The sequence below is a fragment of the Salipiger bermudensis HTCC2601 genome (assembly GCF_000153725.1).
Lineage (GTDB): Bacteria > Pseudomonadota > Alphaproteobacteria > Rhodobacterales > Rhodobacteraceae > Salipiger > Salipiger bermudensis.
Window position 1 is genome coordinate 1 of the sequence record NZ_DS022277.1, and the last position, 26,885, is coordinate 26,885.

Here is a 26,885-nt window from a genome sequence, read left to right on the forward strand (position 1 = left end):
CCCACTGGATATTCCGAAGGCGTGAGCCCGAGGTAGGCCATCAATTGACGTGGGTTATCGAACCGCTGGAAATCGCCGACCTCGGCCACCACGGTAACTGCGACGATGAAGGCTACGCCCCTCATCGCTTGCACCGCCTCGACCACCGGGGCCAGCGACCAGGTCGGGAGCAGGTCGGCAATCTGTGTCGTGAGCCTCTCGACACGGACTTCGGCGTCGGAGACCGCATCGACATAGTCCTGGAACACGATCTTCTGGGCAGGGTGCTCAAAGCGCACCGTGGTCAGCCAGCGACGGTAGGCGACTGTCCACCCCTTCTTTCCGGGATAGATGCGACCGTGCCTTAGCAGAAACCCCTGCAAATGCTGACGCGCCTTTCCCAGCACCTGCATCGCCGTAGCGCGCGCTCGTACCAGGTCGCGCATCGCCTCATGCGCCGCATCCGGCACCCAGACCGCTGTCAGCTCTCCTGCACGGTGCAACTTCGCCAGCATCACTGCATCGCGGCGGTCGGTCTTCACACGGTCGCCCGTCTTCACCGGAATGAGCGATGGTGCGACCACGATGCAGTCATGCCCCATGTCGACGAGTTGCCGGTGCAGACCGTAGCCGCAAGGCCCGGCCTCATAGCAGAAACACAACCGGCCTCCGCTCGCAGCCAGCTTTTCCACCAGCTTACGGACATAATCAGGGCGGTGCGGCACCGTCCCCCAATGCCGGACCTCTCCACCGCGCTCTCCCATCGCAACCGCGACTGAAATCGTCGCCTTATGGACATCCAATCCGATGAACGTGCTACCCTGCATGTGGTCTCTCCCCCATTCTTGAGGCTCGGCGCCCGCCAACCGGACGCAACCCTCGAAGGGAGAATGCCGCGGGAGAGGCCACCAGCCCAGTCAGGCTCACTCCACGATCATGGGGTCTAAAGGACAACCGGATCATCGACATGTTCCTCGCCCAGGGCGATACGAAGCATCTCGTGCGCCTGCACTCCCTTGCCGGCAAGTTCATCCGTCGGTCCTTCGTCCTCGAGCACGGCATTCGCTTCGATGAGGGTCGTGTGGCGAACGAGGTGATGTTCAACGCGCGACTGCACCGAGCGAACCCGCGGCGGCGAGTCAGCAATCTGGTCTGCTACCAGCTGCGCGAAGGAGATCTGAACTGATGCGGTGGATGCCCCCACCGATGATGTCCCGGGAAGTGGTGTAGCTCCTCATGGGCCTCGCGCTTTCGAGCGGGCCGAGCTGGTCAGTCGCTCTGCGCTGCAGGCAGACTGACACCGAGATCATCGCAGACGGGCGCGAGCGTTTCCAGCGTCATGTATCTGGCGCGCTGGACTGTCCATTCCTCGGTCTGCTCCATGAGGATCGCGCCGACGAGGCGCCGGATCGAAGCCTCGTTCGGAAAGATGCCGACGACGTCCGTGCGTCGCTTGATCTCGCCGTTCAGCCGCTCGATCGGATTGGTGCTGTGCAGCTTGGTGCGATGCTGGGCCGGGAAGGTCATATAGGCCAGGACGTCCTCCTCGGCCGTGTCCATGAGCGTGGCCAGCTTGGGGAGCTTGCCGCGCATCTGGTCCGCCACGAGACGCCACTGGGCCTTCGCCGCCGCGTGGTCGGGCTGGGCAAAGGCCGTGGCGATGAATGCCGAGACCACCCGGCGGCTGTTCTTGCCGGCATGGGCGAGCGCATTGCGCTGGAAGTGGACGCGGCAGCGCTGCCAGGTCGTGGACAGGACCCGGGCGGTGGCGGCCTTGATGCCCTCATGCGCATCGCTGATCACAAGCTTCACGCCGCTGAGGCCACGGCGGACGAGATCACGCAGGAACTCGGTCCAAAAGGGTTCGGCCTCGGAGGCCCCGATCGCCATGCCCAGCACTTCGCGCCTGCCGTCGGTGTTGACGCCCACCGCGAGCGTGACCGCAACCGATACGATCCGGCCGCCCTGGCGCACCTTGAGATAGGTGGCATCGATCCAGAGGTAGGGCCATTCGCCCTCGATCGGCCGTGTCAGAAAGGCATCCACGCGCTCGTCGATCTCCTCGCACAGTCGGCTGACCTGGCTCTTCGACACCCCGGTGCCACCCATGGCCTGCACCAGGTCGTCCATCGATCGCGTTGAGACGCCGTGGACATAGGCCTCCTGGATCACGGCCGTCAGGGCCTTCTCAACAGAGCGCCGCGGCTCGAGGAACGAGGGGAAATAGGAGCCGGTGCGCAGGCGCGGGATGCGCAGTTCGACGCTGCCGGCCCGGGTCTGCCAGTCCCGATCGCGATACCCGTTGCGCTGCGCCAGGCGCTCGCTGGTCTTCTCACCATAGTCAGCACCGGTCTTGGCGCCGACCTCCAACTCCATCAGCCGTTCGGCAGCAAAGCCGATCATCTCGCGAAGCAGGTCGGCATCGGCGCTCTTCTCTACCAGCGCACGCAGGTCCATCATGGGTTTGGTCATCGGGGGCATCCCTCGGTTCAGGTTGGTGTCAGCAACCCGACCCTACCGAGAAACCCGATGGCCACCGAAAGCTACACCACGACCTGGGACCTCACCCCCCCAACCAACGGCATCTCATATGCCATGATGGTTCCATTGGAACCGAACGGAGGGCACATCGATGACGACGAATATCAGCATGCTGGCGATCGACCTTGCGAAGGGTAGCTTCCAGGTCTGCGCCATCGGGCCGGAGGGGGCGGTTCTATACAACCGAAGTATGTCGCGGACGCGGCTTGCGTCCCTTCTTGCCGAGCAGCCAGCTTGCATCGTGGCGATGGAGGCCTGCGCCACGTCGCACCATTGGGGCCGGGTGGCGCAACTGCACGGCCACGAGGCTCGGCTTGTTCCGGCGGCCTACGTGAAGCCGTTCGTAAAGCGCCAGAAGAATGATCGCGCGGACGCGGAAGCCATCGCGGAGGCGGCCTTGCGCCCGACTATGCGCTTCGTGGCGGTCAAGAGCGCCGAGACCCAGGCGCGCGCGGTCGCATTCCGGACACACCAATGCCTGGTCCGGCAACGCACGCAGCTTATCAACGGGCTACGAGGACATCTGGCCGAGTTCGGACTCGTGGCGCCGAAGGGCCCGGCGAGCCTGAACGCGCTGGACGACGAGGCCACGGACCTGCCAAGCCCGGTTCGTGAGATGGGCGCGATTTACCTCGACCAAATCGCGCGCCTCACTGCGGTGATCGAACAGCTGGCGGACGAACTCCAGGCGGCATCGAAGGCAGATGCACAGCTGCGACGATTGTGTACCATCCCCGGGATCGGCCCGGTCACCGCTGGCGCGGTCTCGGCATTTGCACCGGACCTCGATACATTTGACAGCGGACGAAACTTCGCAGCGTGGCTCGGCCTGGTACCCCGGCAGAGGTCCACCGGCGGCAAGATGAGGCTCGGCTCGGTCAGCAAGATGGGCCAAACTGACATCCGCCGCCTTCTGATTGTCGGCGCCATGAGCGTGATCCGTTGGGTGGTTCGCAAGGGCGGCAGTGCGAACCGCTGGCTGGCTGCGCTGGTGGCGCGCAAGCCCAGGATGGTCGCGGCCGTCGCGTTGGCGAATAAGATGGCTCGCATAATCTGGGCCATGACAACGAAGAAAGAGGATTATCGAATGCCGTGATCTGGGCCCGAGCAGGGCCTGAACACGGCATGGCCGCAGGGCCGGGGTGAGCGATCGACGAGGAGTAGGCGACACGGACTTCGAAGTTCAAGGCGGGAGATCCAGTCCCGGGGCTCGAGCGCTTGCAGCTCTCTGAACCGATGTGAACCCAGCCTTCCGAACAGCATACCGGCCCGTGGCGTCATGGAAGGCCACGCTCAGAGGCCTGACACACGTCCGATCGAAGACCCCGCCGACAAATCGAAGATCATGCTTGCCAAACAGGGGGCATCCACACACGCCCCGGTTTCAGCGGAGGCAGTTTGCTTGGTCTCAGGCGACCATATTCACTCCTTCGATCGTTTCATAGAAGTTGCGCTCGGCCTCGGCTGGCGGGATGTTCCCGACCGGCCCGAGAAGGCGGCGGTTGTTGAACCAGTCGACCCATTTCAATGTCTCCCATTCCACGGCATCGGTCGATTTCCACGGTCCAAGTCGGTGGATGACCTCGGTCTTGAAGAGGCCGATGATCGTTTCGGCCAGCGCGTTGTCATATGAATCCCCGACGCTGCCGACGGATGGCTCCAGCCCGGCCTCGCCCAGGCGCTCCGTATAGCGAATGGACAGGTATTGCCCGCCGAGGTCGGAATGATGGGTCAGACCCTTCCCTGGTCGGCGTTCGCACAGGGCCTGTTCGAGAGCATCGAGGACGAACTGTGTCTGCTGCGACCGGGATGCCCGCCAGCCCACGATCCTGTTGGCGAAGGTGTCGATTACGAAGGCGACGTAGACGACGCCCTGCCAGGTGGAGACATAGGTGAAATCGCTGACCCACAGGCAGTTGGGTGCAGGCGCTCGGAACTGCCGGTTCACCTTGTCCAGCGGACAGGGCATGGCCGGATCGGGGATCGTCGTCTTCCGCGTCTTTCCCCGGACAACGCCCTGAATCCCGAGCCGCTTCATCAGACGCTCGACCGTGCAGCGCGCCACTTCGAAGCCTTCTCGTCGCAATTGATGCCAGACCTTGCGCACGCCGTAGACCTGGAAGTTCTCGTCCCAGACCCGCTGCACTTCCGGCATCAGGTCCGCGTCACTGCGGGCGCGAGTGCTCGCCTGTGAAGGATCGCGGGCGACGACAAGCCCGGCATAGTAGGTCGACGGGGCGATCGGCAGCACCTTGCCGATCGGCTCGACCCCGAAGTCCATCCGGTGCTCTTCGATGAAGGCGATCATCGCTTCAGTGGGCGGTCGAGCTCCGCCTGGGCAAAATAGGCACTCGCCTTCTTCAGGATCTCGTTGGCCTGGCGTAACTCGCGCACCTCGCGCTCCAGTTCCTTGATGCGGGCGCGCTCGTCGCTGCTCAAGCCATCCCGCCGGCCGCTAACTAATCGAAATCAGCCTCCGGTAAACTCGGCGCAGTTCAGAACGCCTTAAGGGGGGCCGTCAAGCTTATCGTTCGTCATTTTCTTGGCAGGATCACCTGCCGCGAACCCCTGTCGCAAGGCTGAGTAAGCTGAACTCTTTCACTTGGCGTTGATCGCTGTGAATGCCGGTCTTCTTCTCGCCGCGCTCGGCCAGCGTCTGCGAAAAGATGCCTGTGTCGCGCCACTGGATCAGTTCAAATGCGACCATGGCACCGCCGGTCATGAGCGAGCTCTCCGTCACGGTGTCATGAGCGATTAGGGCAATCCGGACAGCGAGGAAAGGCGCAACCGGCGCCTTTCCTGATCTTCCTCGCCTCCAGTCTAACTGCTCGGCGTCTCCGGGCGCGAAAGTCTGACGCATGGAGGCGAAGGCTGACGCCTCGCGCCCGGCTTTGTTCCGGCCACAGCATGGCACTGCGCCGTCTCGTTATCGATGTGTCAAGCGTGTGGCGGCAGCTCAACGCCGTCACGCCGTGCGGAGAAGTTGTCCTTGATCCCGTACCAGCGCAGCATCATCTCCGGCGCGAACGACATGTAGGGCGGGGCCGCCTTCAGGCGCTCGACCGGCAGCGCGAGATCCATTTCGGCGGTGCCTTCAGCCCAGTCGGCAAGGATGCCGCCGAGCATGGTGCCGGTCGGTACGCCGCGTCCGGACAGACCGGTGCAGGCCAATGCGCCCGGGCCGAGGTCGTAGAGGCGCGGGATGGTGTGGCGCTGCATGTCCAGCTCGCCGGTCCAGAAGTAGTCCCATGTCGTGCCACCAGGCACCTGAGGGTGCAGCCAGCGCAGGCGGTCCATGAGCATCTGGCGGGTGTATTCGAGATCGCGCCCACGTTTGCCGACCGGGAACATCGAAGCGACGATCCGGCCTTCGGCGTTGTACTTGTAGACGAAGATGTCGCCCCGCCCGTCATGCATGGTGCCGTCGAAGGGGATCACCTGTGCCCGCACGTCCTCGGGCAGGATGCTGGTGGCCGCAAGCATCACCTTCTGGATGCGATAGGTCTTCTCGAGCCCGTTCCAGCCGCCGTCCGTATAGGCTCCGGTGGCCATGATCACCTTGTCCGCGATCACTTCGCCGGAATCGGTGCGGACGTGCCACTTGTCGCCCTGCCGCTCGACCTTCGAGACCTTTGACCGGGTGAAGAGCTGCGCGCCCTCCTGAAGCACCGCCCGCGCCAGCCCGCGCGCATATCCCAGCGGGTTCAGGTGGCCGCCCGATTTCAGCAACCAGCCGCCAAAGAACCTGTCGGATCCAGTGAGACGTCTGGCCTCGGCTGCGTCGACAACCGTAGACGGGCAGCCGACCGAGGCATAGCTATCGGCCTTTTTGCGAATGCCGTCCATACGTGATGGGCTGAGGGCGCCCTGGAAATAGCCGTTCTGCTTCCATTCGCAGGAAATCTGGAAATCGCGAATGAATTCGGCGGCCATGTCGGCGCCTTTTGTCTGGCGTGCGATCAGCCGGTTTGCGCGCTCGGTCCCGAGATGGGTGCGCAGCTCTTCCAGCGAGTAATAGGAAAATGTCGGCGTGCAGTGACCGGCATTGCGGCCCGATCCGCCAAACCCGGCCTCCTGCGCTTCCAGCAGCACCACCTCGTGCCCGCGGCGGCGCAATTCGATGGCCGACGTCATGCCCGTGTAGCCGCCACCCACGACGCAAACATCCGTGCGCACAGTGCCCTCGAGCGGGCCGGTGTCCGGGGCCCGTGTGGCGGTGGCGTGCCAAAGGGTCGTATCGAAGGGAGAGAACTGGGTCATGCTGACTGCTTTCGTCTGGGTGAAGTCGGTCGGTCGGATACCGCCGGCACGAGAGAGATGTCGTCGCGGATACAGGCGCTCAGGTGCCCCGGCGCTCGGGACCGCAGCTCGGGGTGGGCCGCGTCGCACTCGGGCGTGGCATGCGAGCACCGGGTGCGGAAGACGCAGCCCGAGGGCGGCGAGAGCGGGCTTGGCGGCTCGCCCTTCATCGGAATGCGCGCGCCCCGGGCGCCGACCGTGGGCTGCGGCGCAGCCGAGAGCAGGGTTTCCGTGTAGGGATGCTTCGGTGCCGTGAAGAGCGCACGGGTGGGGGCGATCTCCATGATCTGTCCGAGGTACATCACCGCCACCCGGTCGGCGATGTGGCCGACCACCGCGAGGTCATGTGTCACGAACAGCAGCGTGAGCCCCAGCGACTCCCGGATCTCGGAAAAGAGGTTGAGCACCTGCGCCTGCACCGACACGTCGAGCGCCGAGACAGGCTCGTCCGCCACCATGAACTCGGGCCGCACGATCAGACCGCGCGCGATGCCGATGCGCTGGCGCTGGCCGCCCGAGAACTCGTGCGGGTAGCGGGTTATCATGCTGCGTGGCAGCCCGACGCGCTCCAGCGTCTCGGCAGCGGCATCGCGGCGCTGCGCAGCGCTGAGCTCGGGCTGATGAAAGCGCAGCGGCATGGTCAGGCTGTCCTCGACCGTCATGCGCGGGTTCAGGGACGAGAACGGATCCTGGAACACCATCTGCATCTTCCGCCGGTAAGGATGCAGGGCCTTGTGCGAGCGGCCTGCCAGGTCGGAGCCTTCATAAAGCACGGCGCCGGAGGTCGGGCGTTCCATCATCATCAGGTTGCGCCCGAGCGTGGATTTACCCGAGCCGGACTCGCCGACGAGGCCCAGCACTTCGCCGCGATGGATTCGCAGGTTCACGCCGTCCACAGCCTTCACGGCAGCGGTCTGGCGACCGAGCAGTCCCTGGCGGACGGGATAGTGCTGCTTGAGGTCGACGGCTTCGATCAGGGTGCTCATACGGAGAGATCCTCCATGTCGGACGCTGCGATGTCCTCGATGCGGAGACAGCGCACGGGGTGATCGGGGCGGCCATGCGGCTCGAGCGCGGGCATGGCGGTGTCGCACACACCCGGCCGGGCATGGGGGCAGCGTGGGTGGAAACTGCACCCGTCGGGCAGGTTGCCGGCGGTGGGTACGAAGCCCTCGATGGTGCCAAGCGCCCCGGTCCTGAGCCCGGCATCTTCGAGCCGTGGCACCGAGGACAGCAGCCCTTGAGTGTAGGGCATGCGCGGCTGGGTCAGAACGTCTTCGAGACGGCCTTCTTCGACGATGCGGCCCGAGTACATGACCATCACCCGGTCGGCGATCTCGGCCACCACGCCAAAATCGTGGGTGATGAAGAGCATTGCCATGCCGGTGCGGTTCTGGATGTCGCGAAGAAGCTCGAGGATCTGCGCCTGCACCGTTACGTCGAGCGCGGTGGTCGGCTCGTCGGCAATGAGCAGGTCCGGCTCTAGCGCCAGCGCCATGGCGATGACCACGCGCTGCCTCATGCCGCCCGACATCGCGCCGGGATAGGCGGACATCCGGCGCTCGGGGTCCGGGATGCCGACGAGGGTTAGCAATTCGAGCACGCGGTCCCGGATTTGTGCGCGGGTCATCTTGCGGTGATAGCGGATCGCCTCGGCGATCTGGTCGCCGACCCGGTGCACCGGGTTGAGCGAGGTCAGAGGCTCCTGGAAGATCATTGCGATCTTCGGCCCGCGCACCGAGGTCATCTTGCGCTCGGTCAGCTCCAGCAGGTTGACCCCGCCGATATTGACCTGGCCCTCGATGGTGCAGTGCCGCGCGTCGGGCAGCAGCCGCATCAGTGCGAAAGAGGTCACGGATTTGCCCGACCCGGACTCGCCCACCAGGGCCAGCGTCTCGCCGCCATGGATGTCGAAATCGATGCCGTGCACCACCGGGGTCTCGCGCCCACGGGCCTTGAAACGGATGGTCAGGTCGCGAACAGAGAGCACGGGGTCAGTGGTGGAGGAGGAGGGTGTCGTCATGATCCGCATCCTCACTTGACCGAGCGTGCATCGAGCGCATCGCGCAGCCCGTCGCCGATAAAATTGAACGAGGTCACCGCCATGGTGATTGCGACGCCCGGCACGATGGCCAGCCAGGGGGCGCTCTCGAGATACTGTTGGGCGTTGTTGAGCATGTTGCCCCAGCTCGGCAGCGGTGGCTGTATGCCGTAACCGAGGAACGAGATGTAGGCTTCGAGCAGGATGGCGCGGGCCACGGTCAGAGTGGCAGCGACGATGATCGGACCGGTGACGTTGGGAAGGATCTCGCGCAGCATGATCCACCAGTGCGGCGCGCCGATCATGCGGGCGGCGGCGGTGAAATCGCGCGAAGCCTGGCCGCGGACCTCTGCTTCGACGATGCGGGCGACCTCCATCCACGAGGTGACGGCGATGATCAGTGTGATCATGGTCGGCGAGGGTTGCAAGAAGGCCGCGAGCGTCAGCATCAGGAAGATCGATGGGAAGGACAGGAACGCATCGACGATGCGCATCAGCCCGGTGCGGGTCCATCCGCCGAAGTAGCCGGCGACCAAGCCGATCACAGTGCCGATCAGGGTCGAGAGCACCATGGCGGTGAAACCGACGGTGAGCGAGATCTGCCCGGCCGAGAACAGCCGTGCGGCGATATCGCGGCCCAGAGGATCGGTGCCGAGGATGTGGTTCTCGGTCAGCGGCGGCGAGAAACGCGCGCGCAGATCGATGTACAGCTCGTCATAGGGCAGCAGGTAGGGGCCGAAGAAGCAGGTCAGCGTCAGGCCCACGATCATGATCAGGCCCAGCATGGCGAGCCGATGGCGCATGAACTTGCGCATACGCGGGCCGGTGAAGACGCGCAGCGGCGAAGGCCGGCGGGCGGGGGCGTCGGAGATGGCGCTCATTGGGGCGGTCCTTTCGGTCAGCTCTGTCAGCCCAGACGGATGCGCGGGTCGGCGAGTGCGACCCCCACGTCCGCGAGGAAGTTGCCGATGACGGTGAGGATGGCCGAGAACATGAGCAGGCCCATGATCACCGGGTAGTCGTTGTAGCCGAGGCTGTCGATGAACAGGCGTCCGAGGCCGGGCCAGGTGAAGACCGTCTCGGTCACCAGCGCGCCGCCGATGATGGTGGGCAGCTGCAGGCCGGCGAGGGTGATCATCGGGATCAGCGCGTTGCGCACGATATGGGCGCTGACCACGCGCAGGTGGGGCAGGCCCTTGGCCTTGGCGGTGCGGACATAATCCTGATCGATCACGTCGAGCGTCGCGGCGCGCATGTAGCGGCTCCAGATTGCGACATTCACCAGCGCCAGCACGATCGAGGGCATGATCAGGTGGATGAGGTAGTCGCCCAGGCTTTGGTCGCCGACCGTGTACATGCTGCCGGCGGGCAGCCAGCCGAGTTCCAGTGCAAAGATGAAGATGGCGACGAGGCCGAACCAGAAGGTCGGGATCGACAGTGCGATCATCGCGCCCACCGTGGCCATGTAATCGAAGATCGAGTAGCGCTTCAGCGCGCCGAGCACGCCGACGAGGGTGCCGAGCGCCACCGAGATCACGGTCGAGGTGCCCATCAGCAGCAGCGTCGCCCACATGTGTCGCCACACCACGTCGAGCACCGGCGACTGGTCGCGATAGCTGTTGCCCCAGTCTCCGATCAGCATGTTGCCAAGCCAGTCGAGGTACTGCACCGGGAGCGGACGGTCGAGACCCATCTGCGCCGCGATGCGGTCGAGGTCGGCTTGGCTCATGCCCGGGGTCATGGCGTATTGCGACAGCGGCCCGCCGGGGGCGAGGTTGATGACGAAGAACCCGATCATCGACACGATCAGGATCAGCACGGCCCCTTGCAGGACGCGGTTTAAGAGGAAACGTAGCATGCTGCGGCCTCCGAATGAGCGAGGGGGCAGAGGTCCCCGGCGCAGGCCGCGCCGGGGACGCCTGAGACGTCTGGTCGTTCAGGGCGGGGGGAGCGGATCAGCTCCAGCTCCAGTCCTGCATGTTCCAGAAGGTGATGCGGACGTTGATGTTGGGGGTGTAGCCCGCCATCTGCTCGTCGTGGCCGCGCACCTCGTTGCGCTGGAACAGCGGTAGGAAGGGCAGCTCTTCGCGCACAAGTGCTTGGATCTCTTCGTAGATGGGCTTGCGCGCTTCGGGGGACACGGTGGTCGCACCCTCGGCCAGAAGCTCGTCGATGCGCGGATTCGAGTATTGGAAGGTGTTCTGACCGGCACCGCCCTGTGCGTTGATCGCCTCGGTGTGGAAGTAGTCGCGGGTGTCCGGGTCGGGGCCCGTCAGGAAGATGATCCCGGCCACCGCCATGTCGAACTGCGACTGCATCCAGTGATCCGCCCACATCACTGCCGGCGGCAGGTTCGAGATGCTCATCTCGATGCCCATGTCGCGCCAGCTTTGCTGCAGGAACTGCTGAAGCTGCTCGCGGGTGTGGTTGCCGGCGGTGGTCGAGCACACGAAACTCAGTCGCTCGCCGTCCTTCTCGCGGATGCCGTCAGAGCCGACGACCCAGCCCGCTTCCTCGAGCAGGGCGATGCCCGCCTCGGGATCGTAGACATGCTCGGGCAGGCTCTCGTTGTAGTAGAAGCTCTGCTGCGGCATGTAGGTTTCGGTCGCGGTCGGCAGCCCGTAGTAGAGCGCGTCGATCACCGTGGCCTTGTCGACGCCGAGATAGAGCGCCTCGCGCACGGCCGGGTCGGCCAGCACCGGGTTGCCCACGTTGAGCGACAGGGTTTCGACGGTGCCCACGGGCACCAGCTCGACCGTCTTACCTGACAGCTCCGAAGCTTCGGCGTAGTGGTCCGGCGCGATGCCCTGCAGGGCGATCACGTCGATGTCGCCGGTGCGGAACTGGGTATAGAGCACCGTGAGGTCGGGCACGTAGCGAACCACGACACGCTCGATCTGCGCCTTGTTGCCGTGGTAGTCGGGGTTGGCGACCAGCTGGATATTGTCGCCCGGAGCGCGGCTGTCCCAGACGAAGGGGCCTGTGCCGATCGGGCTCTGGTTGAATGGCGCCTCGTTCGGATCTTCGCCCTCGAAGGCATGCGCGGGGACGATCATCGTCCAGCTCAGGATCGCCATGTAAGGCGCGAAGGCCGACGACATCTTCCAGGTCAGCTCGGTGTCCGACACCACGGTGATCTCTTCGATCAGTTCGTGACCGGTGCGGCGTGCGGCGCGGAAGTCGGGATTGGTCTGAAGTTCGAGAGTGAACTTCACGTCCTCGGCGGTCAGCGGGGTGCCATCGTGCCAGGTCACGCCCTCCTTGAGGCTGATCCGCCATTCGGTGCCATCCTCGGAGATGCCGCCATTCTCAACGGTGGGCACCTCGGTGACGAGCCGCGGCGCGAAGGAGCCGTCGGGTTCGACCGAGAAGAGCGGATCGAAGAGAGCCCAGTGGATGCCCTCATCCACCTCGATGTGCAGCAGGTGCGGGTTGAACACCGTCGGTTCCTGGCTGATGCCGACGATCACCTGGCCGGTGGCTTGGGCGCGGGCGGTGCCGGGCAGCGACGATAGTCCCAGCCCTGCGGCGCCCATCAGCGTCATGCCGAGGAAGCCCCGCCGGGACGGGTGCGCAAAATCGTTTCCAGTGTTGGTCATTCAAAAGATCCCTGTTTCGGTCTTTGTTGAGTGGTCAGATCATTCGATCTCGGGGTGGCGCTTCTTCTGGCGCCCTTCGCGACGCCCCGGCGCGCGGCCGGGGCGGGCAAGTCAGAACCCGTCGTCCGGTTTCAGTGGAGTGCCGTCGGAGAAGCGGGAAAAACGGAAATGATGCGGATCGACGCAGGGTGTACGCCCGGTGATGATCTCGGACATCAGCTTGCCGGCGGCCGGACCGATGCCGAAGCCGTGCCCGGAAAAGCCGGTTGCCATGAAGAAGCCGGGCAGGGCATCCACACCGGAGATCACCGGCACTGCGTCCGGGGTCACGTCGATGTAGCCCGCCCAGGACTGCCGGGGCTTGGCCTTGGCGAAGATCGGGAAGGCCTCGGCGGCGGCCTTGAGGGTGGTCCTCACCACCTTGGGATGCGGCTTGGGGTCGAGGACGCGGGTATATTCGAAGGGCGTCGGCTCGTCGTTCCGCCACTTGCGCGCATAGGAGGCCTCCTGCGCGAAGCGCGGCCCGAAGCGCAGGCGAAGGTCGCGCCACTGGTGCTGCATCGCCGGGAGGTACTTGAATGCCAGCCGAAAGCTGTCGGGGACGATGTCCACCACGTTGACCGATCCCGAGGCTAGCGAATAGCCGCCGTCTCTGCGCTTGCGGAAAGCGAAATCACGGGTCCAGTATGCCGCCTCGGGGCCACCCTCGAGCGGCTCGGTGCGGACCACGGTGTTCATCACCTTGAGTTGTGGGAAGTCGATGTCGAGGTTGCCCGAGAACAGCCGCGACCATGCGCCGCCCGCCAGCACCACCGCGTCGCAGGCGATCGGGCCGCGCTCGGTGATGACGCCGCTGATGTTTCCGGCGCTGGTCTCGACCCCGCGCACGGCGCATTCGGTGAGGATCGCCGCGCCCCTTTCGCGGGCGGCTTCGGCAATCGCGGGTGCCGCAAGCTGCGGCTCGGCGCGACCATCGGCCCCGGTGAAGAGCCCGCCTTTCACATCATCTTCGCACCCCGGTATCACCGCATCGAACTCGGCGCCCGAGACCATGCGGCAATCGAACTGGTAGGGCTTGAGGTGCTCGCTCCAGCGCTCGTACTGCGCCATCTGCTTGTCGGTGCGGCAGGCGAACATGATGCCGGCCTTCTTGTAGCCCAGCTCGCGGCCCGTCCGCTCGTTCATTCCGGGCCAGAGGCGCAGCGCTTCGGCCATCAACGGGATCTCGCGCGGGTCCCGGCGCGAGATCCGCACCCAGCCCCAGTTGCGCGAGCTCTGCTCCTGACCGATGCCGCCCTTTTCGCACAGCGCGACGCGCAGGCCCTTCTCGGACAGTTCGAGCGCGGTGGAGGTGCCGACGATACCGCCGCCGATGACCACCACGTCAACCTTATCAGGCAGCGCTTCGTCTCCGTGAACCGGTGTGACACGAGGTCCGGGCATCAGTGTATTCCATCTGGTTGGCAGTTAAGCGTGATTTCGGCCTGACACAGCGTGCTGGGCGTCTCGATCGTGTTGAGCGTCAGCGCGGCAAGGTCAGAAACCTGCGTCATGTCCTCCGGGGAATACCCACCGTCAGCCGCCGACAGGCCCATGTCGGTGGCGACGAGGCCGGGGCAGATCGCGGTTGCGCGGATGCCATGATCCCAACCTTCGTGTCTTAGCGCATGCGCCAGCCCCACGGCGGCGAACTTGGAGAAGGCGTAGAGACCGGAGCGCTGCGACTTGACCCGTTTTCCGGACAGCGACGCCATCACCACGATGCGCCCGTCTCCACTGTCGATGAGCGGCAGCCACGCCGCCGCCGCCAGCCGGCGCGGAGCATGTGCGTTGACCTCGAATAGACGCAGCACCGCCGCATCGTCCTGCGTGACAATGGTGTCGTGATCGAGCAGCCCGGCGCAGGCCACAACCGCATCGATGCGGCCATGCCGCTGCATGACACCCTCGACCCAAGCGGCCTCGCCGGCGGTGGTGGCATCATATGTCACCGCCTCGGCGCTCTTCGCCGCTAGCTCTTGCGGCAGTGCTGCCTCGCCGCGCAGCCCCAGCGATACGAACCAGCCTCGCCGTGCGGCCTCGAGTGCTATGCCAAGGCCAATACCGCGCGATCCGCCGGTCAAGAGCATGACTTTCCTGGTCATCACCGGCTCCTCTTCCAATCTAGCCCCTTGTGCCGTTCGATGTACGCGTTCGAGATCTTGCGCAGCAGCGCCACGGTCTGCGCGTGCTCTTCCGGGCTCAGCATCCAGAAGGCTTCCTCGCGCTCGCGGCCAACGATGGCGCGCACCTCGTCGAGCACCTCGCGGCCCCTGTCGGTGATGAAGAGTTGCTGGCGCCGCCGCGTCTCTGGGTCGGGCCGCCGGTCAAGCAAACCTTCGCTGATCAGCTTCTCGACAAGGCGCGTCATGGCTGGCGCGTCCTTGCCGGCGAACTGGCGGATCTCCGAGGCGGTGATGCCGGGCTGGTGGAACACGATGAACAGGGTCGAGACCTTGCCCGTGCCGCCAGCCACCGGAAGCCCGGCGAACTTCTTTTCAAGGTCGCGTGACACCCAGAGGTTCAGCACCCGGATGTAATAGCTGATCGCGCTGCTGAGGCAGTCGATCTCCAGCTCGTCGAAGCAATCCTTTGGGCGGTCAGTCATCATCACCTGCTTCCAAACACGTTTTACCGATCGCGCCGCACGCGGGGTCCGGGCGGCACATGTCAAACGATTGTCGATTGCAGTTGTCATCGACAAGTTGTTTTCGACAATTTGCCGGACCGGGGCGCGGAACTGCCGCGAAAGCGGATAAACGGCTAAAGAATGTGCGGATGGCGTACGGCTTTCGGGGGCTCGGGTGGGAGAGACGACCATCGCCACCACCCGGTCCCTGCAGGCCAACTTCCGGCGGTCACGTCATCCAGTCGGTCGAAGGGGGGATGGATCCGGCCCGGAAGCCGACAACGCGCGCCAAGCGGTGCGCTGCGGTCGAGGGGGGGGCAGCGCATCTCGAGGCAGCAGGCCTGAAAGGTCGAAACCACTGGCGGGACGCAGCTCACCCGCCACGTCCATTTTGTTCAAAGCGCCGCTCAGGAACGTTCAATACCCCGGCGCATGCCCGTGATACCCTTGTTCTACAGAACCGGTCCGCAGAGCCTTGCAGATGCGATCAGCCAGGCCCGCAGGCTTAGCGGCGTGCCTTCGCTTGGTCGATGACAGTAAGGATGTCGGATTGCGCCCAGCGCGAGGCGGAACCGAGCTTTATGGGCTTTGGGATCGAGCCATCAGCGACCCGTCGCCAGAAAGTCGGGACGCTGATGGATAGAAGGTCAGCCGCTTCGCGGACCTCCGGGAGGGGGTCGATATTGGTAGCGGTCGAGAGTGTAGAGTTGGTCATGAGGCCCACAGCTTCGTTCTGATGGAGGTTGACTCACCAAAAGCAGAAGCGTGCGGACCGGCCCAGTCAGGAGAAAAGATTATGGGTCAGAAAACCCTCAGATAACGAAAGCTCGCTCATCTTCGGTCAGAGAGTAGAGGCCTGGCAGCGGGGAGGGGGCAAAGCAGTCGGGGATTCTCCATGGATTCCACTCGAACCCTGACTTATCTGCGATCACGTCGATTTCTTGCTCGAAAGACCTCGCGTTCGACAGGAAAACTGTGAATGCGGCTGCGTCGTTCTCAAACTCCTCTGGGCCCGGGGTCGACCATCGCAGTGCAGCCTCGAGGTGGGCTGTGTTGATCCAACGCTCGAACTCCGCCTGAAGCACGGTGGTCATGGAGAGCTCATCTTGCCTGCCTCCTTCGTCACGTAGAGCCTTCGCAACGAGACGGTATGCGTTCGCACGAGTTAGAGGCAGCCCCTCGAACCTCAGGCGCATGAGCTCCACGATGATCATCGCGGCGTGCCTTCTCTCGGTCCAGAAGCGCTTGCGCCGAAGATACTTCGCCTCGACGACCTGGTCGAAATCGCTAAGTGGCGCGGAATTGTCGGAGTTGAGGGTCATGTGCCGCCATACCTGCGTGACAAGCTCTTCGCCTTCGCTCTCAGGTATAGAGAGGCGCGCCAGCGTGAAAAGGTCGGGCCTTTCGATGAGCTCCCTGTTCTCATCAAGGATCGGAAGGACGCGTGACGCGTGCATAGGTTTGATTGTCATTCTATCGCAAGTTTGACTGCGGCGCAGGGTGCGCCGGTTAAGTGTGCCGCCCAACGCTCAAGCAAGGCACGGCGCTGGTCGAGGTAGTCCGTTCGTCTATAGGCGCGTTCCACATGCCCTCCTACCACGTGGCCGAGGATGGTCTCCCCGACTTCGTGCCGGGCATCCGTTGCCTCGGCCAGCCAGTCACGCAGGCTGGACCGAAAGCCGTGCGGGCGTTCATCCATCCCCCTGCGCTCCATGAGCTGCGCCATCGTCGCGTCGGATATGACTCTCTTGCGGGTTCCGGGGAAAAGGAAGCCATCTCGCGCATGCCGGTTCGCCTCCGTGATGACCTCCTGTGCTTCTAAAGAAAGCGGCACCCGGAAATCAGACGTGGCGCCCCTGCGGCCTTTGATCTGTTCTGCCGGAATGGTCCACGTATCGCCGTCGATCTGGTCAAGGTGCATGAAGCGTATTGGCCTCGACCGTACGCCGGTGAGCATCAAGAGCCGCAAGGCCAGATGGGTTACGGATCCTTCCGCCAAGCTCTGGTAGAAGGCAGGCGCCTCGCTCCAGGGGACTGAAGGGATGTTCTTGGCGGTGTGTCGCGGTTTGCCGAGAAGAGCTCTGGCTTTTTCCGGAGCCTGGGTGTCTACGTCAAGCCCTCACAGGCTGCTGAAAAACTCTCGCCTCGACGCCTGACGTGGAACATGATTCACCGTAACCACTACGATGGTGGCGGAGTGTGGGATGCGTGGATCAGATCAGGTGACGGGCTCGCTGTTCAGCTACGTCGATCTCGAGGAGCGCATTCCAGTGCGATACCCGCTTCGCAAGATCAGGGCCGTCGTCAACGACGCACTGCGCTTCCTGGATGCAGAGTTCGACCGGCTTTACGCGGGTGAGGGCCGCCCCTCGATCGCGCCGGAACGATTGATCCGGGCCAGCCTGCTGCAAATCCTCTACTCGATCCGGTCCGAGCGGCAGCTCATGGAGCAGATGGACTACAACTTGCTGTTCCGCTGGTTCGTGGGCCTTGGGATCGATGACGTTGTCTGGGTCCCGACCGTGTTCACGAAGAACCACGACCGGCTGCTGACCACGGACATGTCGCGCAAGATCATGGCCGCCATTCTGGCGCATCGCGAGGTGGCACCGCTGCTGTCGGACGACCATTTCTCGGTCGACGGCACCCTTGTGAAGGCCTGGGCGTCGATGAAGAGTTTCCAGCCGAAGGAAAGAGCGACGTTGGGCGGGGACGAGGGTCCCGGCGATCCGCCAGATGGCAGCGCGCCGCCCACATCTTCCTCTGACCAGTCCACCGTCGAGCCCGACCCGATGACCCGCCCCACACGCCGCAACCGTAACGCCGAAGTCGACTTCCGTGGCGAACGACGGTCGAACGCGACCCATGCTTCGATGACCGATCCGGAGGCCCGGCTGTTCAAGACCCCCCGGCGCCGGCGCCATGCTGTGCTTCATGGGGCACAGCATGATGGAGAACCGCTCCGGCCTGATCGTGCAGGCCGACCTGACGCGGGCGGACGGCCACGCCGAGCGGCGTGCTGCCATCGACATGCCTCACCGCCACTCGCCGGGATCGACCCGGCGCCTGACCCTGGCAGCGGACCGCGGTTACGACAGCGCCGACTTCGTCGCCGAGCTGCGCCAAATGGTGGTCACGCCGCATGTCGCCCAGAAGTCTCGACACTCCGCCATCGACGGCAGAACCACCCGGCACCCCGGCTACGCCAAGTCACAGCGGCGCCGGAAGAAGATCGAGGAACCTTTCGGCTGGACCAAAACCGTCGGTGGCATGGCGCAGCCCCTGTACCGCGGCATCGAGCGCGTATGGGCCCGCTTCACCTTGGCGATGGCGGCCTGCAACCTCGCGAGGCTGCCGAAACTGCTCGCCAACTGAGCCGGCAAGCGGCTACTCGGACTGCCGGTTCGCAAACCAGGCCGCATCGAGCTCCTGCTCAAGGGAAACCCTTCCTCAAGGCAGACCTTTTCAGCGGCCTGTTAGGTGCGCCCCAGAGCCGACGGCCTCTTGGCTGATCGTCACAAGGGGGGGGAGCCATGATGCGCTTCCCCCCAAAAAAGGCTTGGGCAGGGAAGGTCTTTCGCTCTCGCGGGCAGGGGAGTGCACATAAGCCCTCCGCGCGAACAGTCGGTTCCGTGGGTGCCCGCGGCACGTCGGCGCCCATCCCTTTCTTCGCAGGATACAGCCTGTTCTCCGCGCTGTCCGCTCAGCGCTTCCGAACCGGCCTCGGAAAGAGACAGGAACGGCCCCGCAGCGTCGTGCTGCGGGGCCGCTCTCTTGTGGATGTGTACCGGGATCAGGCGTTGGCGCCGGACATGTGCCGCGCGGCGATGTAGCCGAAAGTCAGCGCCGGTCCCAGCGTAATGCCGCCGCCAGGGTAGTTGCCGCCCATGATGGAGGCCGCATCGTTGCCTGCCGAATAGAGCCCGCCGATTGGCTGGCCGTTGCCGTTCAGCACCTCGGCGTACTCGTTGGTCTTGAGGCCCGCGAAAGTCCCGAGATCACCCACATACAGCCGCACCGCGTAGAACGGGCCCTTCTTGACCGGCGCAACGCAGGGGTTGGGCTTGTGCTGCGGATCGCCCAGCGACCGGTTGTAGGCCGTCGAACCCTTGCCGAACTCGGGATCCTCCCCCTTGACCGCGTGCTTGTTGAACTCTGCCACGGTCTGCTCCAACTGCGCCGGGTCCGCGCCGATCTGACGCGCCAGATCGGCGATGGTCTTGCCCTGGATCAGGTAGCCCTGCTTGACCAGGCTCTTGTAGGGCACCGGCGACGGCTTGGCGAAGCCGAGACCGTATTTGCGGAAGGTCCGATGATCGGCAACGAACCAGGCTGCCAGTTCGGCATCCGGGCCGCCCTCTTCCTGGCAGCGCTTGACCATGGCCTGACAGAAATCGTGATAACTCTGCGCTTCGTTCACGAACCGCTTGCCCGAGCGCGTCACAGCGATCACCCCAGGCTTCGAGCGGTCAACGAAATGAGGGAAGGTGCCGAGTAGGCCGTTGCCCATCGGCGGGCGCGACACCGGCACCCAGGCCGCCGAGTTCGGCAGCTCGGTGTTGACCGTCGCGCCCACAGCCTCGCCAAGGCGCAGGCCGTCGCCCGTGTTGCCCGGAGGAGCGGGCGACACATGCTCGTGACCCGAGGGGGCATGCGGCATCAGCTCCTTGCGGCGCACCGAGTCCTGCGGAAAGCCACCCGCTGCGAGCACCACGCCCTTTCGCGCGTGCACCTCGACCGGACCATCGGGCCGGTTCACGACCGCACCGGTGACGCGGCCGCTGTCGTCGCGGATCAACGTCCGCACCGGAGCCGAGGTCCAGATCGGGACACCCTTGTCGAAGCAGGATTTCGCCAGCCGCGCGATCAGAGCATTGCCGTTCATCAGTCGCATCGAGCGGCCGTGGAAGGTCACGTCACGGGCGAATTTCGCAACCAGCCCGGTGACGAACAGCGCCGAGATCGGAGAGCGCGTCACATTGAAGAAATGCAGCAGCTCCTTGCCCGAGCCGATCATCATGCCCAGCACGGTGATCTCGCGCAGTGGTGGGCGCAGACGCTTGATCTCCTTTCCCAGCTCTCGCCCGTCGAAGGGCCGAGCCACGATCGACCGACCGCCATCCATCCCGCCCGGCGCGGTCGGGTGGTAATCGGAAAAGGTCGGGCCGAGGTCGAACTGAAGCGATGTCTGGCTCTCGAAGAAATCCACCGCTTTCGGCCCGGCCTCCAGGAATGCCTCGACCTTTGCTGAATCGTAGTGTTCGCCGGCCTCGTGCTTGAGGTAGGTCCGCGCCTTGTCGACGCTATCCTGCACCCCGGCACGTTTGGCGGGGGCGTTGTTGGGGATCCAGCTCCAGCCACCCGAGCGCGCGGTTGTGCCGCCAAAGACAGCTTCCTTTTCCGCCACGATCACCTTGAGACCCCGGTGCACCGCCGAGACCGCCGAGGCGAGCCCTCCCGCACCAGAGCCAACGACCAGAACGTCTACATCTTCTCGTTTCATCGGTTCTCCCCTTTATGCCGTCAGATATCCGCCATCGACCGGCAGCAGAGCGCCGGTCACGTAGCTCGAGGCCTCCGAGGCCAGGAACAGCACCGGGCCGACCAGCTCCGAGGGCTGGCCGGGCCGACGCATCGGCGTGTGTGCCATGAAGCGCCCGATCGCCTCGGGGTTCTCGCGCGTGGCCGCGGTCATTGGTGTCTCGATGACACCGGGCGCGATGGCATTCACACGGATCCCGTGCTCGGACAGATCGTGGGTGAGCGCGCGGGTCATCTGCAGCACCGCCCCCTTGGAGGCTGCGTAAGCCACGAGCCCCGGTCCGCCCGAGACGGACATGATCGAGCCGAGATTCACGATCCGGCCCTTGGTTCGCTTGAGCTGGGGCAGAAAGGCACGCACCATGTTCATGCAGCCGGTCGCGTTGACCCGCATCATCGCATCCCAGTCGTCTTCGAAGCTTTCTGCGTCCGGCGGGGTGCGGCGGATGATGCCGGCGTTGTTGACCAGAATATCGGTTGGCGCGCCAAAGCGGCTTTCGGTTTCCTGCGCGAGCGCCTCACAGGAGGCCCTTCGTGCAACGTCAAGCCCAAGCGCGATGGCCTCGCCTCCGGCCGCGGAGATTTCGGATGCGACGTCCGAGCAGGCCTGCTCCTGCAGGTCGCAGACCACAACCCGCGCCCCGGCCTCCGCCAACCCAAGGGCGATGGACCTGCCATTGCCCTGAGCGGCGCCGGTGACCACCGCCACCGCACCTTTGATTCCCAGCATGATTCCTCCCTCGGTCGTCTCGGTCGCCGGAGATTCTCCGGCCTACCTGATTTGGCAATAACGAAACGATTGCACCTTAACAAACGAATTCTCGAATCCAAGAAAAATTTCTGCTTCCAAGGTGTCAGTCTGAGCCGAAGCATGTGCGCAGATGGAGAAAAGTGTCGCGATATCAATGTCGTATATTCCAAATGCCATGGCGGACGAGGCTCGTCAGATCATACTATATTGACATATGTATTATTCATCGACAAACTTTAAGCCGAGGAGCGAGGCCTGCGGCGATGCCGTTGGGTCTTTAAAGGGAGAGAGATCATGACAAAGAATGGCGAAGTCATTCGCACCGCTGTGGTGCGAGCCGCCGCCTGTGGTCGTGCTGCGACGAGGGGGCAGGCATGAGTTCGGCGAGAAAACTTCTGGAGATGCGCGGCGTTTCCAAGCATTTTCCGGGTGTCCGGGCTCTGCACGACATTACCTTCGACGTCTACGCCGGAGAGGTTCACGGCCTCGTAGGTGAGAACGGCGCAGGCAAATCGACCCTGATGGGGGTAGCCTCGGGGGCGCTTGTAGCGACCGAGGGCGAAGTCCACATCGACAGCGACCCGATGTCGGGCGACCCGGATCGCGCGCGTGAGCTCGGTCTTGCCATCGTGCGGCAGGAGCCGGCGTTGATGCCGGACCTGTCAGTGGCCGAGAACCTCTTCCTCGGGATGCCACATGCCAAGCGGCCCTCGCTGTCTGCGCTCAACACCTGGGCGCGTGGACTGCTCAAGCACTGGAGCGAGGACGTCACGATCGACCCGCGCGACCACGTGTCCACGCTGAACCCGGAACAGCGCTTCATCGTCGAGATCGTGAAGGCCCTGGAATGCGAGCCGAAAGTGCTCGTGCTGGATGAGCCGACCGAGCACCTCGCCTCGGAGGATGTCGAACGGCTCTTCGAACGCGTGCGCGCAGTCACGGCGCGCGGTGCGGCGGTGATCTACATCTCGCACCGGATTCGCGAAGTTCAGGCCATCGCCAACCGGCTGACCGTGCTGCGCGATGGTGAAGGGCAGGGGACCTTCGATGCCCGGAACATGTCCGAGGATCAGATCGTCTCGCTGATCGTGGGTGGCGATCTCGACCGGACTTTCCCCGCTAAGGCGTCCGAGGCCTCCACGCGTACAGTGCTGTCCACCCGCGGCTTCTCGGGGCCCGGCTTCAGCAACGTCAATCTCGACATACGCGCGGGCGAGATCCTCGGTCTCGCGGGCATTGATGCCAACGGGCAGCGCGAGTTCATGCGGGCACTGGCCGGCATCCATCGCGGGTCGGGTGACGTGACCCTTCTTGGAAAGCCAATCTCGATCCGCAACAGTCAGGGCGCGAAGCGACACGGTATCGCGTACCTGCCCGGGGACCGGCACCGCGAAGGGATCTTCCCAGAGCTTTCGATCCGCGAGAATTTCTCGATCCGCAGTCCGCAAGAGGACGCGGCCCTCGGACTGATCCGTAGCGGCAGCGAACAGCGCCGCACGGTCGATGCGATCCGGCAGTTCGCAGTCAAGACGCCGCATGGAGAGACGCCGATCCAGTCCCTCTCCGGCGGCAACCAGCAAAAGGTCGTGCTCTCGAGCGTCCTTGCGGCCAAGCCGCAGGTGCTGCTGGTCGACGAGCCGACGCAGGGCGTCGATGTCGGAGCGCGGGCGGAGATCTACCGCAGTATCCGTGAAACCGCCCGCAGCGGTGTCGCTGTGATCGTCGTGTCTTCGGACGCGCAGGAGGTGGCTGGGCTGAGCGACCATGTCGCCATCTTCTCCCGTGGTCGCGTGGTCGACATGCTCTCGGGCGACGACGTGACCGAAGATCGCATCACGTCTTCGGTCTTGAAATCCACCGAACAGCGCGACCGTCATCATCGCCCCGTCGCGGCGTTCTGGAAATGGGCGGCGAGCAACAGCGCGCCGCTGGTCATGGTCGCCGCCGCGATCCTGTTTCTGGGTGCGGTCGCCGGGATGTGGAACCCGTTCTACCTCTCGCCTCGCAGCCTGACCGGAATGATGACCTTTGCCGCCACCCTGGCGCTGGTCGCCTACGGGCAGCAGTTCCTGATGATGGTCAGCGGCATCGACCTGTCAGTAGGGCCAACGATGGGGCTTTGTCAGGTCGTCGGCTCATTCTTCCTATTGCAGGAGCTGGGGCCGGGCTCACATGTCGCCGGCTGGGTGCTGCTCTTGCTGGTGGCGATGGCGGTCGGTGTCGTAAACTGGATCCTTGTCGAGGGCCTTCGGATGCACCCGATGGTCGCGACGCTGGCCACCTTTATGGCGGTCCAAGCCATCTCGCTGATCCTGCGCCCGGTGCCGGGTGGCATGATCGACGGTGACGTGATGATGGCGCTTTCGATGAAGGTGGGCATCGTGCCGGTGACCTTCATCGCAGCCGTCCTGCTGGCGCTGGTGCTGGAATTTTGGCTCTATCGGCGAGAGATGGGCGTATCGATGCGCGGCCTCGGCTCGCGGCAGGAAGCGGCGCGAACCGCCGGCATCCGACCGAAGCTTGCCCGCTTCGTGGCCTATGTTGGCTGCTCTTTCCTCGCAGGTCTGGCCGCGATCACCATGATTGCCCAGGTGGGCATCGGGGATCCCAGGGCCGGTCTGACCTATACGCTCGGCTCCATCGCGGCGGTGGTCATCGGCGGCGCGAGCCTTTTCGGGGGGCGCGGATCCTTCGTCGGCGCGCTGCTCGGGGCGATCTTCATCACCCAGGTGAACTCGGTGACCGTGTTTCTGAGGCTCAGCCAGGAATGGCAGCAGTATCTGCTTGGCTTCCTCATTCTCGCGTCCGTGGCGCTTTACTCCAAGAGCCGTGAAAAGGTGGTGCAGGCATGACGACGACAACGCTCAACAAGGCCGGTGACGCACCGGCCGGCAACGCTGGCTTCGCCCGGCTTTCGGCGACGCTCTTCAACGAGTTCTCGTGGATTTGGGGAGGCCTGTTCGCGCTGTTCCTGATCTGCTCGGTCGTCGCACCCGGCGTGGTGCGGCCCGCCGCACTCAGCTCGCTCCTGCCCTTCGCGGCGATCCTTGCGATTACCGCGGTGGGGATGACGGTGGTGATCCAGCAGCGGGGCCTCGACATGTCGCTGCCGGGCACCATGACCATCGCCGGCCTGCTCTTCGCCAAGATCGGCTTCATGACCGGATCGACGCTGCTTGCGGTGCCGCTCACGCTGCTCATTGCGCTTGGCATCGGCATCGTGAACGGCCTTCTGGTGGCCAAGGTGAACATCACCCCGATCGTGGTCACGCTCGCGACGAATGCCATCCTGATGGGTGCGGTGCGCGCGGTGTCGGGCGGAAGCCCGATGACCGCACCTGCGGAGCTGGCCGAGTTCTCGCACTCTAAGCTCTTCGGTGTGCCGATGACCCTTGTGCTGGCGTTGCTCTTCATCCTCGTGATCAGCGTCGTGACCAAGCGTTCGATCGCCGGTCGACGCTTTGTCGCCGTCGGGCAGAACCCCGCCGCCGCGACCGCCGCGGGCATCCCCATTCTGCGCTACCAGGTGGCGACCTACGCGGTGGCGGCGCTGTGCTTCGCCGTGGCCGGGATGCTGTTCACCGGCTTTATCGGCTCTGCCTCGCAGACCGCGGGCATCGATTACCTACTGCCTGCGATCGCAGCGGTGGTGGTTGGCGGCACCCCCTTCAGCGGCGGGCGCGGGAGCGTCATCGCCAGCGGGGCGGCAGCGCTGTTCATGGCGCTGCTCGGTCAGATGGTGCTCGCATTCGGGGCCGAAACCTCGGTGCAACTGCTGGTGCAGGCTGGCGCCATCATCGTTGCGGTGAGTGTGCGCCACCTCCCGGACCTGCTGCGCTGGATCGCGCGCGGCTGACTCCACGGGCCCCGGCCAAACGCCGGGGCCGTTCGTCCTATTTTGCTCAAGAGGAGACGACATGATTTCTGTCATGGCCCTGATCCGTACTGCCAACGAACTCTGCGCCGAGACCATGCGTGGGCCACTGGCCGAGCTCGCCTCGGGCGGGGCCTCTGCGGAGGAAATCCGGGGGATGGTCTTCAACCGGATTCACGGCCCGCAGGACGAAACCGCGCCGCTGGATGGCATCGCGCAGTTCTTCTGCCCGACGATCTCTTCCGGGATGTCTGCTGCCGCCAGCGGCGAACTTGATCTCGCGATGGGGGTTCCGGGGCATTTGATCCGTGAGATGAACCCGATCCTGTGCCTGCAGAACAGCGTCCTGGCGCCGGACCGCGACGCTGGGTTCAAGCGCATTTCGCTGCTGCGCAAACGCGCGGAGCTGTCGACGGAGGCCTTTCAGGAAGAATGGTTCGGTCTACATGCGGCGCTGGTCAAGCGGATGCCGGGGCTGCTTGGCTATCGCCAGAATCTCGTGCTGGACGGCCCGCGCGATGACGAGGGGCGGATGATGGCTGACGGCGTCGTCGAGATCTGGGCCAAGGATGCCACGGACCTCGACGCCGCCTTCGCCTCGGGCGCCGGGCGCACGGTTCTTAGCCACGCGCAGGAGTTCATCGCGGAGAGCTCGAGCTTCGTGGTCGAGCCGACTGCCCTGCGGGGGCTGCACTGAGCGACGTTGACAGGACGCCATGCTGACCGACCCTCTGCTGCTTGCCGTGATGACACTGGCGGTTGTGATCCTCGGCCTGTCGAAGGGCGGCTTTGCCGGGATCGGCATGGCAAGCACGCCGATGGTCGCGGCCATCACCGACCCGCTGACCGCGGCAGGCCTCATGCTGCCGATCCTGCTGGTGCAGGACCCGCTGGTGGTGGCGATCTATCGCCGCAGCATCGACTGGCGGGTGATCCGGCGGATGTTGCCGGGCGGCGCGGCTGGGGTGCTTGCGGCCTACGTGTTGGCCACGGAAGTCCCGGAATGGACGGTCAAGGCGGTGTTGGGCATGGTCTCTGTCGCCTTCGCGCTCTGGCAGGTGGCGGTCGACCGGCGGGGTGTCCCGCAGATCGCGCGCGCGCGCCGCTTCGACTGGCCTCTGGGCCTTGCAGCCGGTGCGGCGAGCGGATTTACCAGTGCCATCGCCCATGCCGGGCCGCCGCCGTTCCAGATCTACGTCATGCCGAAGCGGCTGCCCAAGGAGGTCTATGTCGGCACCAGCGTGATGTTCTTCGCCGCGGTGAACCTGATGAAGCTGCCAAGCTTCGTCGCGCTCGGCTTGTTCAGCCTCGGGACATTACAGACCAGCGCGCTCTTCCTTCCCCTCGCCATCGGCTCGAGCTGGGCGGGCGCTTGGCTGATCCGGCGGATCGACCCGCAGAGCTTTCGCCGGGTGATAAACGGCATCCTGCTGCTGATCGGCCTCGCACTGCTCTGGCAGGCCGCAGCCGGCGCCAGTCTGGGCTGAGGCCATGGCGCAACCGGTGTCACTGCGCTTTGCACCGCAGCGCGCTGGCGGGTTATCTGGGAAAGTTGGATAATCTGCGCCAAGCGCGACAAAGGACGAGCCGTG

General features: G+C 64.7%; 22 protein-coding genes, 2 pseudogenes and 1 other annotated feature. Of the genes and pseudogenes, 7 read left to right on the top strand and 17 right to left on the bottom strand.

Annotated elements, in window-relative coordinates; translation table 11 throughout:
- Positions 1–806, bottom strand: an 806-nt coding sequence (locus tag R2601_RS19230; RefSeq protein ID WP_007801430.1) for an IS110 family RNA-guided transposase, incomplete at its 3' end; no start/stop codon positions are given.
- Between the two features lie 140 nt (positions 807–946).
- On the opposite strand from R2601_RS19230, the gene R2601_RS19235 reads away from it, so the two are divergent.
- The gene (locus R2601_RS19235; RefSeq protein ID WP_007801433.1) at positions 947–1,165 is read left to right on the top strand and encodes a hypothetical protein; all 219 of its coding nucleotides are present in this window, start codon (positions 947–949) and stop codon (positions 1,163–1,165) included.
- A gap of 83 nt (positions 1,166–1,248) precedes the next feature.
- Here R2601_RS19235 and R2601_RS19240 read toward each other — a convergent pair whose 3' ends face one another.
- Entirely contained in the window at positions 1,249–2,451 is a 1,203-nt protein-coding gene (locus R2601_RS19240) for an IS256-like element ISPebe1 family transposase (protein WP_007792467.1), read from the bottom strand.
- Between the two features lie 160 nt (positions 2,452–2,611).
- Between R2601_RS19240 and R2601_RS19245 the strand changes: the two genes are divergently transcribed.
- Positions 2,612–3,616 (top strand): IS110 family RNA-guided transposase, encoded by a 1,005-nt coding sequence (locus R2601_RS19245; RefSeq protein WP_007801435.1) that lies wholly within the window; start codon positions 2,612–2,614, stop codon positions 3,614–3,616.
- A gap of 312 nt (positions 3,617–3,928) precedes the next feature.
- On the opposite strand, the pseudogene R2601_RS19250 reads toward R2601_RS19245, so the two are convergent.
- From R2601_RS19250 to R2601_RS19315, 13 genes and pseudogenes are all read right to left on the bottom strand, one after another.
- A pseudogene (locus R2601_RS19250) lies at positions 3,929–4,977 on the bottom strand (IS3 family transposase); the annotation flags it as partial.
- Positions 4,754–4,870, bottom strand: a sequence feature (AL1L pseudoknot). Its footprint overlaps the pseudogene before it by 117 nt.
- A gap of 94 nt (positions 4,978–5,071) precedes the next feature.
- Positions 5,072–5,242 carry a hypothetical protein gene (locus R2601_RS26820; RefSeq protein ID WP_154657519.1) on the bottom strand — a complete coding sequence of 57 codons (171 nt, stop codon included), beginning with the start codon at positions 5,240–5,242 and terminating at the stop codon, positions 5,072–5,074.
- Between the two features lie 215 nt (positions 5,243–5,457).
- A complete protein-coding gene (locus tag R2601_RS19260) occupies positions 5,458–6,780 on the bottom strand; it encodes an NAD(P)/FAD-dependent oxidoreductase (RefSeq protein WP_007801440.1) in 1,323 nt (440 codons plus the stop codon).
- A complete protein-coding gene (locus R2601_RS19265; RefSeq protein ID WP_007801441.1) occupies positions 6,777–7,805 on the bottom strand; it encodes an ABC transporter ATP-binding protein in 1,029 nt (342 codons plus the stop codon). The genes R2601_RS19260 and R2601_RS19265 overlap by 4 nt, the downstream gene beginning before the upstream one ends.
- The gene (locus R2601_RS19270; protein ID WP_007801442.1) at positions 7,802–8,842 is read right to left on the bottom strand and encodes an ABC transporter ATP-binding protein; all 1,041 of its coding nucleotides are present in this window, start codon (positions 8,840–8,842) and stop codon (positions 7,802–7,804) included. Before R2601_RS19270 ends, R2601_RS19265 begins: the two co-directional genes overlap by 4 nt.
- Positions 8,843–8,853: 11 nt before the next feature.
- Positions 8,854–9,741: an ABC transporter permease gene (locus R2601_RS19275; protein WP_007801443.1), complete on the bottom strand. Its 888-nt coding sequence runs from the start codon at positions 9,739–9,741 to the stop codon at positions 8,854–8,856.
- A gap of 26 nt (positions 9,742–9,767) precedes the next feature.
- Complete coding sequence (locus R2601_RS19280; protein ID WP_040545570.1) at positions 9,768–10,718, bottom strand: ABC transporter permease; 951 nt, start codon at positions 10,716–10,718, stop codon at positions 9,768–9,770.
- A gap of 97 nt (positions 10,719–10,815) precedes the next feature.
- A complete protein-coding gene (locus R2601_RS19285) occupies positions 10,816–12,459 on the bottom strand; it encodes a peptide ABC transporter substrate-binding protein (protein ID WP_007801445.1) in 1,644 nt (547 codons plus the stop codon).
- 111 nt (positions 12,460–12,570) lie between these two features.
- Positions 12,571–13,902: an NAD(P)/FAD-dependent oxidoreductase gene (locus R2601_RS19290; RefSeq protein ID WP_040545572.1), complete on the bottom strand. Its 1,332-nt coding sequence runs from the start codon at positions 13,900–13,902 to the stop codon at positions 12,571–12,573.
- Positions 13,902–14,603 carry an SDR family NAD(P)-dependent oxidoreductase gene (locus R2601_RS19295; RefSeq protein ID WP_007801448.1) on the bottom strand — a complete coding sequence of 234 codons (702 nt, stop codon included), beginning with the start codon at positions 14,601–14,603 and terminating at the stop codon, positions 13,902–13,904. The genes R2601_RS19290 and R2601_RS19295 overlap by 1 nt, the downstream gene beginning before the upstream one ends.
- Positions 14,603–15,106 (bottom strand): MarR family winged helix-turn-helix transcriptional regulator, encoded by a 504-nt coding sequence (locus tag R2601_RS19300; protein ID WP_110740119.1) that lies wholly within the window; start codon positions 15,104–15,106, stop codon positions 14,603–14,605. Before R2601_RS19300 ends, R2601_RS19295 begins: the two co-directional genes overlap by 1 nt.
- Positions 15,107–15,939: 833 nt before the next feature.
- Positions 15,940–16,599: a hypothetical protein gene (locus tag R2601_RS19310; RefSeq protein ID WP_144266934.1), complete on the bottom strand. Its 660-nt coding sequence runs from the start codon at positions 16,597–16,599 to the stop codon at positions 15,940–15,942.
- Entirely contained in the window at positions 16,596–17,126 is a 531-nt protein-coding gene (locus R2601_RS19315; RefSeq protein WP_311135727.1) for a tyrosine-type recombinase/integrase, read from the bottom strand. The genes R2601_RS19310 and R2601_RS19315 overlap by 4 nt, the downstream gene beginning before the upstream one ends.
- 205 nt (positions 17,127–17,331) lie before the next feature.
- Here R2601_RS19315 and R2601_RS26145 point away from each other — a divergent pair.
- Positions 17,332–18,502 (top strand): annotated as a pseudogene (locus R2601_RS26145) (IS5 family transposase).
- 418 nt (positions 18,503–18,920) lie between these two features.
- Here the strand turns inward: R2601_RS26145 and R2601_RS19335 are convergent.
- The gene (locus tag R2601_RS19335; protein ID WP_007801456.1) at positions 18,921–20,630 is read right to left on the bottom strand and encodes an FAD-dependent oxidoreductase; all 1,710 of its coding nucleotides are present in this window, start codon (positions 20,628–20,630) and stop codon (positions 18,921–18,923) included.
- Between the two features lie 12 nt (positions 20,631–20,642).
- On the bottom strand, positions 20,643–21,398 hold the full coding sequence (locus R2601_RS19340) for an SDR family NAD(P)-dependent oxidoreductase (protein WP_007801457.1): 756 nt from the start codon (positions 21,396–21,398) through the stop codon (positions 20,643–20,645).
- Positions 21,399–21,793: 395 nt separating this feature from the next.
- Here R2601_RS19340 and R2601_RS19345 point away from each other — a divergent pair, with 395 nt between their 5' ends.
- The 4 genes from R2601_RS19345 to R2601_RS19360 all read left to right on the top strand — a co-directional run bounded on the left by R2601_RS19345 (position 21,794) and on the right by R2601_RS19360 (position 26,780).
- Positions 21,794–24,271 (top strand): ATP-binding cassette domain-containing protein, encoded by a 2,478-nt coding sequence (locus tag R2601_RS19345; RefSeq protein ID WP_040545575.1) that lies wholly within the window; start codon positions 21,794–21,796, stop codon positions 24,269–24,271.
- The gene (locus R2601_RS19350) at positions 24,268–25,275 is read left to right on the top strand and encodes an ABC transporter permease (RefSeq protein ID WP_007801460.1); all 1,008 of its coding nucleotides are present in this window, start codon (positions 24,268–24,270) and stop codon (positions 25,273–25,275) included. The genes R2601_RS19345 and R2601_RS19350 overlap by 4 nt, the downstream gene beginning before the upstream one ends.
- A gap of 61 nt (positions 25,276–25,336) precedes the next feature.
- Positions 25,337–25,990: an EthD family reductase gene (locus R2601_RS25635; protein WP_007801462.1), complete on the top strand. Its 654-nt coding sequence runs from the start codon at positions 25,337–25,339 to the stop codon at positions 25,988–25,990.
- A 19-nt stretch (positions 25,991–26,009) separates the two neighbouring features.
- Positions 26,010–26,780: a sulfite exporter TauE/SafE family protein gene (locus R2601_RS19360; RefSeq protein ID WP_007801464.1), complete on the top strand. Its 771-nt coding sequence runs from the start codon at positions 26,010–26,012 to the stop codon at positions 26,778–26,780.
- Positions 26,781–26,885 lie beyond the last annotated feature (105 nt).